Raw genomic sequence first — 16,113 nt, 5'->3', positions numbered from 1 at the left:
GGCAACTACTCCTTAAGCACAGAATTAATATATTGGGAAGGATCCATTAATTGGTCAGCAAGTTCAAGTGAAAACTGCATAAACGGTTCAGCTGCAAGCCCTAGAATAATTGTCAACGCAACTAATGGTAGGATTGGAATTAAAAGTTTTCCAACCTTCTTATTCTCACCTTCTGGATCGGCAAACTTCACTTCACCCCAGAAAGAGGTCATGAAAATCTTCCACATCGAAAAGAGTGTTAAAACGCCTGTCACTAAACTCACTGCAATGACGAAATAGTGTCCAGCCTCAAAACCAGCTACGATTAATGCAAATTTACCAAAAAATCCAGTTAAAGGTGGAATCCCAGCTAAGGAAATAGCTGTGATAAAGAAAAGCCAACCTACATAAGGGTGAGTTTTTAACACCCCGCTCATTTGTTTTAAATGTGAGGTTCCTGTAATTTTTTCAGTAACGCCAGCGAACAGAAACAGTGCAGATTTTACAATGATGTTATGAACGAGAAAGAAAAACGTTCCAGCTATGGCTAGGTTTGTGAAAATTCCTATCCCCATTATCATGTAACCAACCTGACTAACAATATGAACAGCAAGTATTCTCTTGAAATCAAACTGTGAAACGGCTCCTAGTACCCCGATAAACATCGTTAAGCCACCGAGGATAAGTAAAATTTGGAAAACTGTTTCATCATGAGGGAAAATCAACGTATATGTTCTCATGATAGTGTACACACCTACTTTGGTTAATAGCCCACCAAACAATGCTGCGATAGCTGCAGGTGGTGCATAGTAGGAGTGAGGTAACCAATAATATAGAGGGAAGATCGCACTTTTTGTTCCGAATACGAATAAAAATACGACAGCTATAACAGAAACAACACCGGTTTGTTCTAATTCTGAAATTTTTACAGCTATATCAGCCATGTTTAACGTTCCAGTAATTCCATAAATGTAAGCAATAGCTACAATGAAAAGCATAGAAGAAACCGTATTAATAATGACGTATTTTAAAGATTCCCTCAGCTGGTATCGTTTACTACCCATAGAAATGAGAATAAAGGAAGAGATTAGCATGACTTCGAAAAAGACAAATAGGTTAAACAAGTCACCGGTTAGAAATGAGCCGTTAACCCCAACCATTAAAAACATGAAAAATGGATGAAAATAGTTACGCTCTCTTTCAGCAGAGAAAGTTTGAAATGCAAAAAACAAACAAACTAAAGCTAACAAACTAGAAAGAGCAATGAGTGAACTTGATAGTAAATCTGCAACAAGGACAATGCCAAATGGGGCTGGCCAATCCCCTAGTTCAATCGTCTGGATTCCATCTACATAAACTGTATAGGTAATGTAACTAGAGATGATAAGCATAAGCACCACGCTAATGGTACTGACGATACGTTGAATGGTTTTAGAGTCCTTGAAGAAGATTAGAATGACACCCATGAGCATTGGTATAAGTATTGGTAGTATGAGTAAATTAGTCATCTTCAGTTCCCCTTAATTCATCGAAGTTATCTGTTTTATGCACTTTATATGTTTGATAAGCCAGCACGAGCATAAAAGCAGTGATCCCGAAACCGATGACAATTGCTGTCAAAATCAATGCTTGTGGTAAGGGATCAGCATACGAAGCTGCGTCTTCACCTAATAGTGGCGGGGAGCCTTGGTTTAAACCGGCCATCGTTAATAGCAATAAGTGAGCTCCGTGGGATAAAATAACGACCCCTAATATCACTCGAAGCAAACTTTTCGTTAAAATCATATAGGTTGCTACAGTAAAGAGGACGCCAATTACTAATATCATTAATATTTCCATTAGCTATCATCCTCCGCTATCGTTAAAATCACAAGAAGTGTAAACCCTACAACAACTAAATAGATACCTAAATCAAAAGGTAGGGCTGTTGTTAATTCTATTTCACCAAGAATTGGAACTTGGAAATAATCAAAGAACTGTTTGAGATATGGGAAGCCGAAAAACATCCCAATAATCCCAGTTACAATCGCTAGCAGTAAACCAGATGCAATGACTTTTGAATAATTGAAAGGTATGACCCGTTTGATTGTTTTTAGGTCAAAACTCAAGTAAAGCAAGATCAATGCTGATGCAGTCATTAATCCCCCGATAAATCCTCCGCCTGGATTATTATGACCGGCGAAAAAAAGAAATACGGAGAAGGCAAGAATGATAAACGCAACGATTCGAGTGATAACATGAAGCTGAACCGGTGTATTTCTCATATGTCTTCCCCCTTTGTCGCTTTGTATTTAATTAACACGACCACACCGAGACCAACGATCCCTAGGACAAGAACTTCCAGTAATGTATCTAAACCACGGAAATCAACTAAAATAACATTGACGATATTTTGTCCTCCAGCTAACGCATAGGCGTTTTCTACAAAGTAATCTGAAATAGGACTAATTGGATTTTCGTGACTGAAAGCATGTGCACTAAGGGCTGTAAGTGTCACAACAAGGCCGACGCCAATAGAAATTAAGAAATTCGAAATTCTGAAGGCCGGTTTGAATGATTCTTTTTTCAACTCCGGTAAATGGTAAAACACGAGTAAAAACAACACAACGATTACCGTCTCTACTAATAATTGTGTAAGTGCTAAGTCTGGTGCTCGGAAAACAGCAAACAATAGGGCAATAAGGAAGCCAATAACCCCAACTAAAATAATTGCTGAAATTCTTTTTGCTACGAAAGGAACGGCAAGAGTAGCTATAACGAGAGAGAGTGAGATGAGATACATATACGGTGAAATGTGAGCCGTATTTGCTAAATCAATCGCAATCGCATTTGTTTTCCATAACATATATCCCATGATGAGAATTAGGAAAACAAACATAAACGAAAAGTAATCTCTCAATCGTCCAGTCATTTGTACATCATTTACAGCTGTCGAACCTTTAATTAAACCAACGAGGCCATTGTCATAAATAGTATTCAATGGATCTCTTTCCTTTAAATAAAAAGCAGTTTCTTGCCATTTACGAGCGTTCAAGAAAATGAATGCCCCAAAAAATATGACACCCATTGTCATAAATAATTCAGGGTTTAATCCATGCCAATGGTAGATATTCACATAAAACTGTTCTCCCGGTTCTAATAAGCCAGGAAGAATCGCCTGCATGGCAGGGTTAATAATCGTGTAAGCTAAAAGGTTTGGAAAGAAACCAAACACAACAACGAGAGATCCAAGAACAATTGGTGAGATCAACAGTCCCATTGGTGCTTCATGGGCCTCTTTCTCCAGTTTTTCAGGTTGGTGTTTACCAGTAAATGTACGGAACAACATAATCATGCAATAGACGAAAGTGAAAACACTAGCGACCCATGCTACTATTGGAAAAATAAATCCAAGTGTTTGCACATTAAATACGTCAATCGTAGTACTATTTAATGCTCCGGTAAAGAACATTTCTTTACTGAGGAAGCCATTAAATGGAGGTAATCCAGCCATCGAAGCAATACCTATTAACGATATTGTAAATGTAATCGGCATGATGGACATAAGCCCGCCTAATTTCCGAATATCCCTCGTTCCTGTTTCGTGATCAATAATACCAACAATCATAAACAAACTGCCTTTGAACGTGGCGTGGTTAACAAGGTGAAAAACGGCAGCTAATATAGCAACGGTATAAACAGACTGTCCGTCTACTACATCATAGTGAAAGGCTGCTGAACCTAAACCAAGCAAACTCATAATCAATCCCAGTTGACTGACTGTTGAAAAAGCAAGTATCCCTTTTAAATCTTTTTGTCTTACTGCTGAAATCGATCCCCACAGTAATGTGAATAGACCAAAGCTAGTAATAATCCAGAACCATTCCGCTTGTCCACCAAAAACAGGTGTTAGTCGAGCTACTAAATATATACCTGCTTTAACCATCGTAGCAGAGTGTAAGTATGCGCTGACCGGAGTTGGTGCTTCCATAGCATCTGGAAGCCATATATGGAATGGGAATTGAGCAGATTTTGTGAATGCTCCTAAAAGTATGAGAATCATTGCTGGTATAAATAACGGACTAGCAACAATAACATCACCTAATGCGATTATTTCCGAAATGCTGAATGTGCCTGTCATAACATAGAGAAGTGTAAAACCAGACAGCATTGCGAAACCACCGGTAACAGTAATTAATAAGGACTTTTGCGCTCCATAACGTGATTTCTCTTTATGAAACCAGTAACCAATTAATAAAGAGGAGGAAAGACTAGTTACTTCCCAAAATACATAAATGACAATTAGGTTATCTGATAAGACGACACCTAACATGGCACCCATGAACATCAATAAATAGACGTAAAAATTATTGAGAGGTTCATCTTTTTTGTTAGCAATATAGTAGATGGAATAAAGAACGACGAGTGTACCAATTCCAGTAATTAATAAAGCAAACAATAAACTTAATCCATCCAAAAATACAGTGTAGTGAATGTCTAGTGAAGGAACCCAAGGGACTGAATTTTTAACAGTAGCCATTGGAGCATCACTAGTCGGTAAGTAAGAAATCAAATAAACAAATAAAACGAGTGGTATCGGTAAAATAAACCACCCAGTATGGATATGACGAAATTTGTGATAAACAAGCGGGATAAAAATCGCCGCAATAAATGGTATTAAAGCTACGAAGTGAAGCGTTGACAAGTGATTAACCTCCTTTTGTAGAACAACAGTAGTAAAGCGACATAATACGAATTAAATTGACAAAATGGATAAAGGTGCAAACTTATGTATGAAGCGTAAGTCAAATTATAATATAAAATTCAGGTCCTTGCATCCTTTTAAGAGTTGTACTTATAGATTCATCAATGATAATTAATATGAAGGAACTGATAAAAATTTATAAAAAATTTTTTTTACTGGTCCTTTAAGAGTTTTTTTCTATGAGATAGGATTCCCAATAAATTCTATATTATATAATTATAGTCTGAATAAAATAGTATAAAAATAAAAAAACCGTACCAACCTGTTACTAAGGAGGGATACGGATGAAAAATAAAACAAAATATACAGTATCTATTGCTATTTTTCTAATCATTTTAATAGCAGGAGCAGCCGGCCATGTTATTCTAACAAAAGCGATAATTGATTATGAACATGAGCAAGAACAGTATCAAGGATTACACTTAGGTGACAGATGGCCAACTACTCCGAAGTTTCAGCCGAGAGAATATATTAAAGTGGTGCCAGTTAAACAAAGGGAAGGAGAGGAATAATTGCCTTGAATGAAGACAGCTATAGATGTATTTTTTTACGATAAATCGCTCGACGATCTAATTCTTCAGCGATAAGGTTTACAAAATCATCAGCTAAGTTCAAGTCTTTTGCTTTTACAAATGTCTCCATTAATAATTCATCTGATAAATCACGCAAAGCTCCATTTTTCTTCATGTTACATTACCTCCCCATCGTTTTTCTTTATAGAAAAAAATGTTTACACCAGCTACCAAACAATATATAAATGATATTTATTTATTCTTTTTATTTGATTGAATTGATAGTATCATGAATGAAAAACCTTCTCAAATCAATTGTTGTCCACAGTTGAACTACCTAATCTGTGGATAGCTTGTTTATATCTTTTCGTTTTTGATGGTAATAAAGAAGGAATACTGTGCAAAAAGTTATCCACATTTTTTTGGTGTGTAAAAAAATGTCGAAATTCTTTTCAAAAAAAGGGTAATTATTTAAGAATATCATTTAAACGTTTGAAATCATTGATAAAATATAGGTATTATAGATGAGGAACTCTAATGGTTATGTGTTGGAAATAAGAAATGGGGGAAATACGTGTTAAATAAATTCATTCCGGATAAATATGTTCAATCAGTTTTTGAACTTTCAATGGAAGAACTAAAGGAACAAGGGATAAAAGGAATCATTACTGACCTTGATAATACATTGGTTGAGTGGGATCGAGAAGATGCGACAGAGGATCTTATTGCGTGGTTTGAAAAATTAAGAGATAGTGGTTTTCAAATCGTTATCGTTTCAAATAATAATGAGAAGCGAGTGAAACATTTTGCCGATCCACATAAAATTACATTTATTCATAGCGCCCGTAAGCCTTTAAGCAAGGCATTTAAAACAGCATGTAAATTAATGAATCTTAAAAGAGAAGAAACGGTAGTGATTGGTGATCAATTATTAACAGATATCCTTGGTGGCAACCGAGGTGGATTTCAAACAATTTTAGTTGTTCCGGTCGCACAAACAGATGGTCTATTAACAAAGTTCAACCGTCGAATTGAACAAAAAGTATTTAGCGCAATGAAACGAAAGGGGTTAATTGAATGGGAGAAATCGAACGACAACAAGTAATTTGTTCTGGATGTGGAGTGAAGATACAAACAGAACATAAAAATCAGTTAGGTTACGCACCACCATCGGCTTTAAAGAGAGAGGTTATTATTTGTCAGAGGTGTTTTCGATTGAAACACTATAACGAAGTACAAGATGTATCCCTGACAGATGATGATTTCTTGAAAATATTAAATGAAATTGGAAATAAAGAAGCTTTGATAGTAAAAATAGTTGATATATTTGATTTTGACGGTAGTTGGTTACCAGGACTTCACCGCTTTGTTGGTAAAAATCCTGTTCTCCTCGTTGGAAATAAAGTGGATCTACTACCAAAATCAGTGAAACGACCTAAAGTTATTCAATGGATGAAAAAAGCTGCAAAAGAATATGGTTTGAAAGCCGCTGATGTTCATTTAATGAGTGCTCAAACAGGTGAAGCAATAATGGAAGTGGCAAATCTGATTGAGGAATTACGTGAGAGAAAAGATGTTTATGTTGTCGGTTGTACAAATGTAGGTAAATCAACATTTATCAATCGGCTGTTGAAGGAATTTGGAGCCGAAGATGACATGCTTATTACTACGTCTAATATCCCAGGAACGACGCTGGATATGATTGATGTTCCATTAGACGACGGGGCTAAGTTGTATGATACTCCAGGAATTATTAATCACCATCAAATGGCGCACTTGTTAAACAAAGAAGAACTGAAAGTGATTACGCCTAGAAAAGAAGTGAAACCTAAAATATTCCAACTAAAGCCAGAACAAACATTGTTTTTTGGTGGATTATCTAGGATCGATTTTGTGAGCGGAGATCCTCAATCTTTTGTTGTTTATTTGTCTAATGACCTAACGATTCACCGTACAAAATCGGAAAAAGCGGATACTTTATATGAACAGCATATAGGAGAGATGTTGTCGCCACCAAATACAGGATCTACTTTTCCTAAATTGACAGAAAAAGAGTGGAAGCTACCAACCGGTAAAACAGATATCGTTTTTTCAGGTTTAGGCTGGGTAACGGTAAGCGGAACTGGGGCCGTCGTTAGAACTTACGCTCCTAAAGGAGTGCATGTAAGTATGAGGTCGTCTATTTTTTAATCATATTTTTGACAGAAGGAGGGAGAATGGATGAAACAAGTTTATGGTGTCATAGGGCATCCGATTGCTCATAGTCTTTCTCCAGCAATGCATGAAGCGGCCTTTAAAGAGTGTGGTATTGATGGAACATACTTGGCTTTCGAAGTGAAAGAAGAGCAAGTGAAGCAAGCGATAGATGGTGTCAGAGCGCTAGGTATTAAAGGATTGAATGTGACAATCCCACATAAAGTTGCCGTCATGGAATATTTAGATGAGATTGATCCTGTAGCAAGGCAAATAGGAGCAGTTAACACGATCGTTCATAAAGATAACAAATTGATCGGATACAATACTGATGGACAAGGGTATCTTCAGGCGCTCTTACCGGTGCTTCCTAAGGCTCTAAAGGATATGCGTGTCCTGATTCTCGGGGCAGGTGGAGCGGCCAAAGGAGTGGCTGTGACGATGGCGATGAACGGTGTCAAGGAATTAGTGATTTCTAATCGAACAGAAAAGAAAGCTAATGATCTGGCAGAAGAATGTTCCGGTTTAACAAATTCCTCCGGATTACCCATCTCGTTAGCGCAAGCTCGATTAACTGAATTTGATCTTATTATAAATACGACTTCAATTGGCATGACTCCTAATGTAGACCAGATGCCGCTATCCTTAGAAATGATTGCTAAAGGCGTTGTCGTTAGTGACTTAATTTATACGCCTTCAAAAACAAGGTGGCTAAAAGATGCAGAAGCAAGAGGAGCTATCATTCAAAATGGATTAGAAATGTTTGTTAATCAAGGGGCTTTAGCTTTTGAAAAATGGACGGGACAATCTGCTCCAAGAGATGTCATGAGCAGTAAAGTAAAGGAAAAACTAGGAGGATTATCATGTTAACTGGGAAACAAAAACGTTTCTTACGCGGAGAAGCGCATCATATTAAACCGATTTTTCAAGTTGGAAAAGCAGGTGTAAATGAAAACTTGATAAAACAAGTGGCTGAAGCTCTTGAAGCAAGAGAACTAATCAAAGTGAGTATTTTACAAAACTGTGAGGAAGAGAAACATGAGGTAGCAAAGTCTATTGCTATTGGAGCAAAATCAGAAGTCGTTCAAATCATTGGAAGTACAATAATTTTTTACAAAGAATCATCAGAGAATAAGAAAATAGACCTTCCGTCAAAGTGATATACAAGGCGAGGCGATGGTAATGAGAAGAATAGGCTTGTTAGGCGGTACGTTTAACCCTCCGCATGTCGGTCATTTGATAATGGCAGAAGAAGCGAGGCTAAAAGGGAAACTAGACGAAATATGGTGGCTACCAAATCGAATCCCACCTCATAAAAAACTATCTTCAGACACTTCTGAAGAGCAACGTATGGAGTTAGTGTCTAAAATGGTCCAACTCCATCCTGCTTATAAACTTTCGAAAATGGAGATGGATCGCACAGGACCATCTTACACAGTGGATACTGTCGGAGAACTGCTTAATAAAGAGCAAAATTGTCATTTTTCGTTTATAATGGGTGGAGACAGCTTAATAAACTTTCATAAGTGGTATAAAGCGGATAAATTACAAAAGATGATATCGTTCATTGTTCTTGTTCGCCCAGGTTTTGCTGTTCCAACTAATATCGAGGAGTTCAAAGAAATCCTTCTTTTAGATGAAGTTAGCTTAGAATTATCATCTAGTTATATTCGAGATAAAATCAAAAATCATTCTATGAATAAATTTTTATTAACGAATGAAGTTTTTTCGTATATAAAGGAGAATCGGTTATATGAATGAGAAACAAGCATTTGAAGTTATTCGTCATGCTTTGAAACCTCGCCGATATGAACATACGAAAAGAGTAGTGGAAGAGGCTACATTATTAGCGGAGCGTTATGGCGGGGATATAGAGAAAATAAGATTAGCCGCCATTTTACACGATTATGCGAAGTATCGCTCATCTGTAGAAATGAGAGACAAGGTTTTAAAGGATAGCACCTTACCGATAGCCCTGTTAGATTATGGCGATGAATTATTACACTCGTTTGTAGGCTCTGTTTTCGTTAAACAAGAATTAAACATAGATGACGAGATAGTTTTATCGGCTATTCGTTATCACACAACCGGACGAGCTAGTATGACGTTGGAAGAAAAAGTTGTATTTTTAGCCGATTATATTGAGCCAGGCCGGACATTTCCTGAAGCAATAACAACGAGGGAATTATCAAAACAAGATCTTGATGTCGCTTGTTTGGAATCATTAAAAAATACAATCGGTTACTTAAGTAATAAGTCGATTGGAATTTATCCAGATACATTCCAAGCTTATAATGATTTTGTGATAAAATTAAAAAAACGTGGAGGTTAGTAATTTATGGAACCAAAGGAAAAATTAGATTTAGCTGTAAGGGCTGCAGATGATAAACAGGCTCATCAAATTGTTACATTAAACATGGGGGATGTTTCCTTAGTAGCGGATTATTTTGTGATATGTCATGGTAATTCTGAAACACAAGTAGAAGCAATTGCTCGAGAAGTGAAAAGTAGAGCAGCACTAGCGGGGCTCGATGTTAAGAGACTTGAAGGGATTAATGAAGCACGGTGGGTATTGATTGATCTAGATGATGTCATTGTCCATGTTTTTCATAAAGATGAACGAGAATATTACAATTTAGAAAAGCTATGGGGAGATGCACCTACTGTTGATTTGCAAGAAATATTGCAGGCATAATCTATAGAGAAAGAGAGTGGTATCATGAACCATGATCACTTTGCTTCGTTGTATGATCTTCTCATGGAAGACGCTCCGTATGATTCATGGCTTGGTTATGCTGAGAAATATTTAGATAAGCGAGGTCGAGTGTTGGATTTAGCTTGTGGAACTGGAACTTTTTCTCTCATGCTTGCTAAAAAAGGATATGACATCGTAGGTGTGGATTTGTCGCAAGATATGCTTACTATTGCTGAAGAGAAAGCGCGCAAAGTAGATGTTACAGTAGATTTTATATTACAAGATATGAGAACTCTAACAGGATTTAAAGACCTTGATGGTATTACATTATTTTGTGATGGATTAAACTATTTGAGAGAAGCAGATGAGGTGAAGCAAACGTTTCTCCACCTCGCTTCCGCTTTGAAAAAAGGTGGCGTGTTATTGTTTGATGTTCACTCACCTTTTAAAATGGACCATATTTTCGATGACCAACTTTACGGTGAAAATAGCGACTCCCTTTCCTACATGTGGTTTTGTGAACCTGGAGATCAAGTATTGAGTGTGAACCATACGTTAACGTTTTTTGTTAAAAAACAAAATGGTTACTATGAGCGAATGGATGAAGAACAATATCAGCGGACCTTTGCCCCGATAAACTATGAACAATGGTTGCGAGAAGCTGGTTTTTATCAAATTGAAATGACTGCTGATTTTGGTAATAAAGATGTAGAAGATGACGACGATCGTATCTTTTTCAAAGCGGTGAAAAAATAGTGGGCAATAATTTGTAATTATTGTATAATAAAAGGGCTAGAAGTTCCTAGCTCTTTTTCTTTTGTAATTGATTTGATATTCCTCGACGATCTTCTTTGTATTTCTTCGCTGTTTCTTGATATAACTCATGAAACATGAACCCAACCTCTTTTTGAAGTACATTTAAACCTATGCCTGTTACACCTCCTGCAACAGTGACTCGTTCCCTTAGCGTTGCTAAGCTGAAATGTTTTTGTCGTAGCAATTCCCCATATCCTATAATCATCGACTCAGTAATGTTTGTTGCAGTTTTTTCGTCGATTTCTGTTTCATCTACAGCTCCTTTGATCATGCTCTCAACTAGGAAACTTAAAAATGCAGGTCCGCAACTAGCTAAGTCTGAAGCAACACGTGTAATCGAGTTGTTGATAATAATCGGAGAAGATATACTCGAAAATAATTCCCACAATTCATCTCTCAATGTCGTGGAGCATCGATTACTAAATGTAATTAATGATGGACCTTCTAAGGCAAGGTTAACGATGCTTGGTACAAATCGAACAACAGGTGTAGTGGGTACCAATTGTTCTGTATCCTCTACTTCCATTGGGCTTGTTATGGTAATAATCACGTGACGAGGCTCTAAATGGTTAGAAATTTCATCAATAATAGCAACCATTTCTAAAGGTTTTGAACAAATGAAAACCCAGTCAGAGTGTTTTACAATGTCTAATGAATTTTTATAAACAGATGTTTTTGGATAACGTTTCTGAATATTTTTAGCTTTTTCCAACGTGCGATTTGTCATATGAATATTTTTTGATGGTATTTTTTTTCCTCTAATCATTGCTTCAATGATTAAGCTCCCCATATTTCCAGTGCCGATAAAACCTAACTCTTTCATAAATACTTTCGCCCCTTTCGATCATCATCCTGTTCGATTTTCCATCGAATAGAGTTGGAATAACCATTTCCGTTTAATACTTTGTTCCACTTTCTATATGTATGAAATAAAAATCAATTCATGTTTTAAAGGAGGAGAATCATGCAAAACCTCAAAGATTTTTTATCAGGTAAAGGACCTTATATTGTTTTTGTAGGTGGAGTCTTTATCTTGTTAGCTGGATTCTTTTATTTGAATTTTAATGAAGACGATATGCAGGAAGAAGTTTTTTTACCTTGGGAAGAAGAAAGTACTGAACAAACGGAAGAAGATGTAGTAGAAGTAAATGTGATGATTGATATTAAAGGAGAGGTGATATCTCCAGGGATTTATCAGATGTTTGAAGAAGATCGAGTACACGATGCTGTCATGAAAGCAGGTGGATTTACGAGTGAGGCAAATGAATCAATGATTAATTTAGCGGAACGTTGTTATGATGAGATGGTTATTTACGTACCTTCAGTGAACGAAGATGAAGAACCTATATTTTCGGCGACAACTACTACCTCTAACTCTGCTGGCAAGGAAGGAGGTGTGTTAATCAACCAAGTTGATGCTCAAGCTCTGACCGTGTTACCTGGAATCGGTCCTGCAAAAGCAGAAGCTATTGTTTCATATAGAGACGAAAATGGACCGTTTAAAACGGAAGAAGATATCACTCAAGTTCCTGGAATAGGGGAAAAAACATTAGAGGCGATACGCGATCAAATCATAATAAAGTAGGATAAGTGTAAATTCTACGTTGACGGGGAGACAAAAACTTGTCTAAACTAATGAAAGAAGAAAATGAAAAATGTAAAGAAGGAGGATATACATATATGGAACGAATTTCTTGGCATCAATATTTTATGGCGCAAAGTCATTTACTAGCTTTACGAAGCACGTGTACGAGACTAATGGTTGGAGCGACAATAGTTAGAGATAAACGGATTATAGCGGGTGGCTATAATGGCTCCATTTCAGGTGGGAAACACTGTTCGGATGAAGGGTGTTATTTAATTGAAGACCACTGTGTAAGGACGATCCACGCAGAGATTAATGCGATTCTTCAGTGTGCCAAGTTCGGTGTTCCAACAGAAGGAGCAGAAATATACGTCACTCACTTTCCATGTTTAAACTGCTGTAAATCACTTATTCAAGCTGGAATCAAAAAAGTTTACTACGGTCAAGATTACAAGAACCATGAATTTGCTTTGGAATTATTCAACCAAGCAAATGTGACGGTTGAACAAGTGGAATTAGAAGAAATGATTTTGGATACTAAAAATAAAGAAAAACTATCTTTTACAGCAGAACTGTTAGCTAAACTTGAGAAAAAAGGGCTAGAGCAAAATGAAATGGAAACCTTGAGAGAACAAGCAAATCGTTTATACACCTCTACTTGATAAGAGGAAGATTTTTCTTCCTCTCCACCATACCTCATAAAATTTACCTGTTACGTTTCATTCCAACATTCAAAAACACCTTTCTATTAGATAGGAGGTCATCATGTCTTGGCGGTTATATTGTGCCATGTTTTTTGCTATGAGTGGTTTGTTGTTTGCATTTAATAGTAACCAGATCTGGGCAGTCACGTTCCTCTTGATTGGTTTATTTCCTTATCTTAACGAATTATCTGAAAAGAAATCACGAGTTCTTTTTGTTGCGCAATTATCCGTTGGCTTCCTATTTTTTATGTATGGAACATATGTCATTAATCAACATGAAACGAGATTGTTAGGTTCAGAAACAGAATTTCAAGGATCCGTTTACACACCCCCTCAATTAACTTCTTCTGAACGAGACTGGTCTTTTCATTTGGTACTTGAACACGGTGAAAAAATTCAGCTATTTTATCCTCATGTAAAAGGGGAAAACGCACCTGCGTCGATCAATGATAAATGTGTTCTAAAAGGTAAATTAGAACAACCTTCCTCAGTTAAAAATCCGTATTCATTTGATTATAAAAAATATTTATTTGAACAAAGGATTCATTGGATCATACGAATAAATAATAATGAAATAAATTGTGAAAAAAGTAACAATGTGTGGCGGAACGCCATGTACAACTTGCGAACTCGTGGAATAGAAAAACTATTAAGAAAGGATGATTCAGAAACTTCTGCATTAATAACAGCTCTTGTATTTGGAGATCGATCGTATATGAACGAGGAAAAAATAAACCAATATCGCGAATTAGGCATCCTTCATTTACTGGCTGTATCAGGATTGCATGTCGGTTTAGTAACGTTCTCGTTCTATTTTATGTTATATCGAATAGGTATCACGAGAGAGTGGTCAAGTTTCCTTTTATTTTGTTTTTTGCCCGTATATATCTTCATAGCTGGTGGAGCACCTTCTGTCTTAAGAGCATCGATGATGTGCATGGTGTTTTTACTAGTGGTCACATTTAATTGGAAAATAAAAGCAGTAGATGTCGTGGGAATCGTCGGATTATTATTATTAATGATAAACCCTTTTTACATGTACCATCTCGGTTTTCAACTATCTTTCTTAACAAGTTTTTCCCTATTACTTTCCACTTCTTTTTTAAAGTCAAAATCACCTATCTATACAATTGTAAAAGTTTCAGCATTAGCACAGCTTGTAACACTTCCATTTACCTTTTATCACTCCTTTGAACTTTCTCTTTTTACGTTACCGATGAATGTCTTGTTTATTCCGTTTATATCTTTATGGGTTCTACCTTTGTCTTTTATTACCGTTATATGTCAAAGTATATTCCCGATCGTCTCGGAGGGGAGTTATTGGCTTGCTTCAAGGAGTTTACAATTAATGGATCAGCTATTAACTTTAGCTACAAATGTACCGTGGAGTGTGGTGGTTTTTGGAAGACCATCTGAGAAAATGATGTTACTCATGTTCATTGCAATTATCGGGAGTTTTCTTCTATTTGAGAAAAAAAGATATTGTTTGGGAATGATGATTCTCAGTAGCATGTTCTTTATCCATTGGGTCTTACCGTATGTCGATGGGAAAGCATATGTAACGATGATCGATGTGGGACAAGGCGATGCTATTCTTATTGAGTTGCCTTACAGAAGGGCAGTTTACTTAATTGATACTGGTGGAATAGTGCAGTGGGATAAAGAAGATAGAGATGTCAAAAGATCTTCAGGTCCAGGGAAATATGCGGTCGAACCCTTTTTAAAAGGCAAAGGTATTGCAAAGGTTGATTATCTTTTTTTAACGCATGGTCATGTGGATCATATTGGGGAAGCATGCTATATTTCAAGTGCTGTTAAGGTTAAACAAGTTCTTTATCCTAAAGGAAACAACTTAGATAATGAAGCTAAGACGGTGCTTACATGTTTGAAGGAAAATGATGTTCCGATTTCATTCGTGAAAAAAGGACAACGATGGAATATAGATAATCAATCTTTTTTCATTTTAGGTCCTGATGACCTTAACGTTGAACTATCAGAAAATGACCGTTCGATAGTTTTATTTGCCGTATTGAACGATGTGTCGTTATTATTTACTGGTGATATTGAAGAGACAAGTGAACAACAACTTCTAAAAAATTACCCTGATCTTTCTTTTGATATTTTAAAAGTTGCTCATCACGGTAGTCAATCTTCAACTACAGATGCATTCGTTGAGCAGTTTGCTCCCAACATTGGATTAATTTCTGCCGGTGAGAACAACCGTTTTGGTCATCCTCACCTTGAAGTAACTGAAAGGCTAGAACAACAAGGTGTAGATATTTACAGAACGGATAAACATGGGGCCATTACATTGGCATTGAAAAATGGTGAGTACAAAATTAGTCCATTTATTAGACGGACAAATTAAAAACACGCCTTTAAAAAAAGGACGTGTCGGATGTGGATGTATGTAGACCTAGAAAACCTACGTTAACAGGTCTATGACTTGGGCAATAATAAAAATTGTTGCAAAAAAACCAAATACAACGACAAAGCCAATTGCACTATCTATAAAGTCATTCCGTTTTGTTTGAACATCTTTTTCAAATTCGTTCATTCGTTATCCCCCCTGTCACTTATTTAGTATAAGACATTCTTTTGAAAAAATCCACAAATCAACTTAACCCATTTTCACAAAATATGTTAAACCCTATTGTAAACATAATAAATGGAATAAGTATAGGCTTTTTTGGAAGTGGATAACCATTATTTTTGATTTCCTAATAGTTGTCACCTATATAATAAGCGTGCATAGGATAAGATATCATTACAATCAAATGATTATCGTCGCCGGTAAATGTCCTAGGTATTTGCTGGTGGCGTTTATCATAAATGGGGAATGGCAATTTTGCTATTTCCCTTTTTTCTTTCCTCTCAAGCCTATG

At 36.5% G+C, this 16,113-nt stretch carries 19 protein-coding genes; 12 read left to right on the top strand and 7 right to left on the bottom strand.

Going from position 1 to position 16,113, the window contains the following annotated elements:
- Nucleotides 1-5: 5 nt before the first annotated feature.
- The 4 genes from QDN89_RS02755 to QDN89_RS02740 are packed head-to-tail and all read right to left on the bottom strand — an operon-like array spanning nt 6 to nt 4,663.
- Complete coding sequence (locus QDN89_RS02755) at nt 6-1,487, bottom strand: Na+/H+ antiporter subunit D (protein ID WP_280768541.1); 1,482 nt, start codon at nt 1,485-1,487, stop codon at nt 6-8.
- Nucleotides 1,480-1,818: a Na(+)/H(+) antiporter subunit C gene (locus tag QDN89_RS02750; protein WP_280768540.1), complete on the bottom strand. Its 339-nt coding sequence runs from the start codon at nt 1,816-1,818 to the stop codon at nt 1,480-1,482. Before QDN89_RS02750 ends, QDN89_RS02755 begins: the two co-directional genes overlap by 8 nt.
- Nucleotides 1,818-2,243 carry a Na(+)/H(+) antiporter subunit B gene (locus tag QDN89_RS02745; RefSeq protein WP_280768539.1) on the bottom strand — a complete coding sequence of 142 codons (426 nt, stop codon included), beginning with the start codon at nt 2,241-2,243 and terminating at the stop codon, nt 1,818-1,820. The genes QDN89_RS02750 and QDN89_RS02745 overlap by 1 nt, the downstream gene beginning before the upstream one ends.
- The gene (locus QDN89_RS02740) at nt 2,240-4,663 is read right to left on the bottom strand and encodes a Na+/H+ antiporter subunit A (RefSeq protein ID WP_280768538.1); all 2,424 of its coding nucleotides are present in this window, start codon (nt 4,661-4,663) and stop codon (nt 2,240-2,242) included. Before QDN89_RS02740 ends, QDN89_RS02745 begins: the two co-directional genes overlap by 4 nt.
- Before the next feature lie 344 nt (nt 4,664-5,007).
- Between QDN89_RS02740 and QDN89_RS02735 the strand changes: the two genes are divergently transcribed.
- Nucleotides 5,008-5,235, top strand: a complete 228-nt coding sequence (locus QDN89_RS02735; RefSeq protein WP_280768537.1) for a hypothetical protein — start codon at nt 5,008-5,010, stop codon at nt 5,233-5,235.
- Between the two features lie 19 nt (nt 5,236-5,254).
- Here QDN89_RS02735 and sda read toward each other — a convergent pair whose 3' ends face one another.
- Nucleotides 5,255-5,410, bottom strand: coding sequence for a sporulation histidine kinase inhibitor Sda (sda, locus tag QDN89_RS02730; RefSeq protein ID WP_425335362.1), 156 nt, complete (start codon nt 5,408-5,410; stop codon nt 5,255-5,257).
- Between the two features lie 399 nt (nt 5,411-5,809).
- Here sda and QDN89_RS02725 point away from each other — a divergent pair, with 399 nt between their 5' ends.
- The 8 genes from QDN89_RS02725 to QDN89_RS02690 are packed head-to-tail and all read left to right on the top strand — an operon-like array spanning nt 5,810 to nt 10,879.
- Nucleotides 5,810-6,340, top strand: a complete 531-nt coding sequence (locus QDN89_RS02725) for a YqeG family HAD IIIA-type phosphatase (protein WP_280768536.1) — start codon at nt 5,810-5,812, stop codon at nt 6,338-6,340.
- Complete coding sequence (gene yqeH / locus QDN89_RS02720) at nt 6,313-7,425, top strand: ribosome biogenesis GTPase YqeH (RefSeq protein ID WP_280768535.1); 1,113 nt, start codon at nt 6,313-6,315, stop codon at nt 7,423-7,425. The genes QDN89_RS02725 and yqeH overlap by 28 nt, the downstream gene beginning before the upstream one ends.
- A 30-nt stretch (nt 7,426-7,455) precedes the next feature.
- Nucleotides 7,456-8,298: a shikimate dehydrogenase gene (gene aroE, locus QDN89_RS02715; RefSeq protein WP_280768534.1), complete on the top strand. Its 843-nt coding sequence runs from the start codon at nt 7,456-7,458 to the stop codon at nt 8,296-8,298.
- A complete protein-coding gene (gene yhbY / locus QDN89_RS02710) occupies nt 8,292-8,588 on the top strand; it encodes a ribosome assembly RNA-binding protein YhbY (RefSeq protein WP_280768533.1) in 297 nt (98 codons plus the stop codon). Before aroE ends, yhbY begins: the two co-directional genes overlap by 7 nt.
- A 22-nt stretch (nt 8,589-8,610) precedes the next feature.
- Nucleotides 8,611-9,189 carry a nicotinate-nucleotide adenylyltransferase gene (nadD, locus tag QDN89_RS02705; protein WP_280768532.1) on the top strand — a complete coding sequence of 193 codons (579 nt, stop codon included), beginning with the start codon at nt 8,611-8,613 and terminating at the stop codon, nt 9,187-9,189.
- A complete protein-coding gene (gene yqeK, locus QDN89_RS02700; protein WP_280768531.1) occupies nt 9,182-9,760 on the top strand; it encodes a bis(5'-nucleosyl)-tetraphosphatase (symmetrical) YqeK in 579 nt (192 codons plus the stop codon). The genes nadD and yqeK overlap by 8 nt, the downstream gene beginning before the upstream one ends.
- Nucleotides 9,761-9,766: 6 nt before the next feature.
- Nucleotides 9,767-10,123 (top strand): ribosome silencing factor, encoded by a 357-nt coding sequence (rsfS, locus tag QDN89_RS02695; protein WP_280768530.1) that lies wholly within the window; start codon nt 9,767-9,769, stop codon nt 10,121-10,123.
- A gap of 24 nt (nt 10,124-10,147) precedes the next feature.
- The gene (locus QDN89_RS02690) at nt 10,148-10,879 is read left to right on the top strand and encodes a class I SAM-dependent DNA methyltransferase (RefSeq protein WP_280768529.1); all 732 of its coding nucleotides are present in this window, start codon (nt 10,148-10,150) and stop codon (nt 10,877-10,879) included.
- Nucleotides 10,880-10,925: 46 nt separating this feature from the next.
- On the opposite strand, the gene comER is transcribed toward QDN89_RS02690, so the two are convergent.
- The gene (gene comER / locus QDN89_RS02685; protein ID WP_280768528.1) at nt 10,926-11,762 is read right to left on the bottom strand and encodes a late competence protein ComER; all 837 of its coding nucleotides are present in this window, start codon (nt 11,760-11,762) and stop codon (nt 10,926-10,928) included.
- Between the two features lie 141 nt (nt 11,763-11,903).
- Here comER and QDN89_RS02680 point away from each other — a divergent pair, with 141 nt between their 5' ends.
- From QDN89_RS02680 to QDN89_RS02670, 3 genes are all read left to right on the top strand, one after another.
- The gene (locus QDN89_RS02680; protein WP_280768527.1) at nt 11,904-12,524 is read left to right on the top strand and encodes a helix-hairpin-helix domain-containing protein; all 621 of its coding nucleotides are present in this window, start codon (nt 11,904-11,906) and stop codon (nt 12,522-12,524) included.
- A 95-nt stretch (nt 12,525-12,619) separates the two neighbouring features.
- Nucleotides 12,620-13,186 (top strand): ComE operon protein 2, encoded by a 567-nt coding sequence (locus QDN89_RS02675; protein ID WP_280768812.1) that lies wholly within the window; start codon nt 12,620-12,622, stop codon nt 13,184-13,186.
- Between the two features lie 103 nt (nt 13,187-13,289).
- On the top strand, nt 13,290-15,596 hold the full coding sequence (locus tag QDN89_RS02670; RefSeq protein ID WP_280768526.1) for a DNA internalization-related competence protein ComEC/Rec2: 2,307 nt from the start codon (nt 13,290-13,292) through the stop codon (nt 15,594-15,596).
- A gap of 57 nt (nt 15,597-15,653) precedes the next feature.
- On the opposite strand, the gene QDN89_RS02665 is transcribed toward QDN89_RS02670, so the two are convergent.
- Nucleotides 15,654-15,785, bottom strand: coding sequence for a YqzM family protein (locus QDN89_RS02665; protein ID WP_280768525.1), 132 nt, complete (start codon nt 15,783-15,785; stop codon nt 15,654-15,656).
- Between the last annotated feature and the right edge of the window lie 328 nt (nt 15,786-16,113).

The organism is Salipaludibacillus daqingensis, assembly GCF_029891575.1.
GTDB classification, from domain to species: Bacteria; Bacillota; Bacilli; order Bacillales; family Salisediminibacteriaceae; genus Salipaludibacillus; species Salipaludibacillus daqingensis.
The sequence above is the reverse complement of the archived record's forward strand: the minus strand, read 5'-3'. Positions and strand labels throughout refer to the sequence as shown.

Coding starts and splice junctions, on each gene's coding strand:
- QDN89_RS02680 (WP_280768527.1), top strand. CDS start 11,904: ATGCAAAACCTCAAAGATTTTTTATCAGGTAAAGGACCTTATATTGTT.
- QDN89_RS02690 (WP_280768529.1), top strand. CDS start 10,148: ATGAACCATGATCACTTTGCTTCGTTGTATGATCTTCTCATGGAAGAC.
- QDN89_RS02675 (WP_280768812.1), top strand. CDS start 12,620: ATGGAACGAATTTCTTGGCATCAATATTTTATGGCGCAAAGTCATTTA.
- sda (WP_425335362.1), bottom strand. CDS start 5,410: ATGAAGAAAAATGGAGCTTTGCGTGATTTATCAGATGAATTATTAATG.
- QDN89_RS02750 (WP_280768540.1), bottom strand. CDS start 1,818: ATGGAAATATTAATGATATTAGTAATTGGCGTCCTCTTTACTGTAGCA.
- rsfS (WP_280768530.1), top strand. CDS start 9,767: ATGGAACCAAAGGAAAAATTAGATTTAGCTGTAAGGGCTGCAGATGAT.
- yhbY (WP_280768533.1), top strand. CDS start 8,292: ATGTTAACTGGGAAACAAAAACGTTTCTTACGCGGAGAAGCGCATCAT.
- QDN89_RS02665 (WP_280768525.1), bottom strand. CDS start 15,785: ATGAACGAATTTGAAAAAGATGTTCAAACAAAACGGAATGACTTTATA.
- QDN89_RS02755 (WP_280768541.1), bottom strand. CDS start 1,487: ATGACTAATTTACTCATACTACCAATACTTATACCAATGCTCATGGGT.
- yqeH (WP_280768535.1), top strand. CDS start 6,313: ATGGGAGAAATCGAACGACAACAAGTAATTTGTTCTGGATGTGGAGTG.
- QDN89_RS02735 (WP_280768537.1), top strand. CDS start 5,008: ATGAAAAATAAAACAAAATATACAGTATCTATTGCTATTTTTCTAATC.
- QDN89_RS02670 (WP_280768526.1), top strand. CDS start 13,290: ATGTCTTGGCGGTTATATTGTGCCATGTTTTTTGCTATGAGTGGTTTG.
- comER (WP_280768528.1), bottom strand. CDS start 11,762: ATGAAAGAGTTAGGTTTTATCGGCACTGGAAATATGGGGAGCTTAATC.
- QDN89_RS02745 (WP_280768539.1), bottom strand. CDS start 2,243: ATGAGAAATACACCGGTTCAGCTTCATGTTATCACTCGAATCGTTGCG.
- yqeK (WP_280768531.1), top strand. CDS start 9,182: ATGAATGAGAAACAAGCATTTGAAGTTATTCGTCATGCTTTGAAACCT.
- nadD (WP_280768532.1), top strand. CDS start 8,611: ATGAGAAGAATAGGCTTGTTAGGCGGTACGTTTAACCCTCCGCATGTC.
- aroE (WP_280768534.1), top strand. CDS start 7,456: ATGAAACAAGTTTATGGTGTCATAGGGCATCCGATTGCTCATAGTCTT.